The organism is Phyllobacterium sp. P5_D12, from assembly GCF_054049495.1.
Genome location: NZ_JBFUMG010001065.1, coordinates 1 through 803 on the forward strand (window position 1 = coordinate 1; position 803 = coordinate 803).

The following is an 803-nucleotide window of genomic DNA, read 5'->3' on the forward strand; positions in this document are numbered from 1 at the left end:
CCGAAGGCGCTGTTTGCCATACCGCTGAACTGCACTTACCAGATTCACAATGGATCGGGGCGCGAACCGGTGCGGCTGTCCTGCACCAATGATGCACCACTGAGCATCAATCTTTATCACAATCTGGATTTCATCTTCAAAAACGACTTCGCGTTTCCCGAACGGACCGGGCAGTCGAAGCACTTCGAAGGCGAAGGGGTGCTTTATTCCTACGGGACCGAGTCAGCCCGCAAGATCCAGAACGTCTGGGAAACCAATTTCGTCCATGATCTCACCAGCTTCAAGCTTTACGAGTTCGAAGGAAGAGGCAAGGGATCGCTCAACGTCAACTTCGTGCTCGCCGACGGTACGATGCACGCGCACGTGTCACAGATGCCCGTAGGCCGGTACAAGAAGGCACACCGCCACGCCGCGGGTACACATGTTCATGCGGTCGATGGTACGGGCTATTCGCTGCTCTGGTACGAGGGCGAGTCGGAGTTCAAGGAGTTCCCGTGGAAGCACGGCTTCATGTATACGCCGCCATTCTGGATGTATCATCAGCACTTCAACACGGGGCCTGAACCAGCGCGCTATGTCGCGTGCAGCTTGGGGAGCCGACGCTACCCCTTCATATCACTCCGGCGTAAAAGTGCGGAGGGCAAGGGCGCAACGTCTGTGAAGGACGGCGGCCGCCAGATCGAGTACGAGGATCAGGATCCGCGCGTCCATCGCAAATTCCTGGAGGCGCTCAAGGAGACGGGCGTGCCGTCTGCCATGGGCGACACCTTCGACGAAGCCGCAGTATTGGCGCTGCCCAAGGT

Annotated in this window: 1 pseudogene; it reads left to right on the forward strand. The window is 58.2% G+C overall.

Features of this window, described 5'->3' with window-relative positions:
* Positions 1-803 (forward strand): annotated as a pseudogene (locus ACXJ5O_RS28730) (hypothetical protein); the annotation flags it as partial.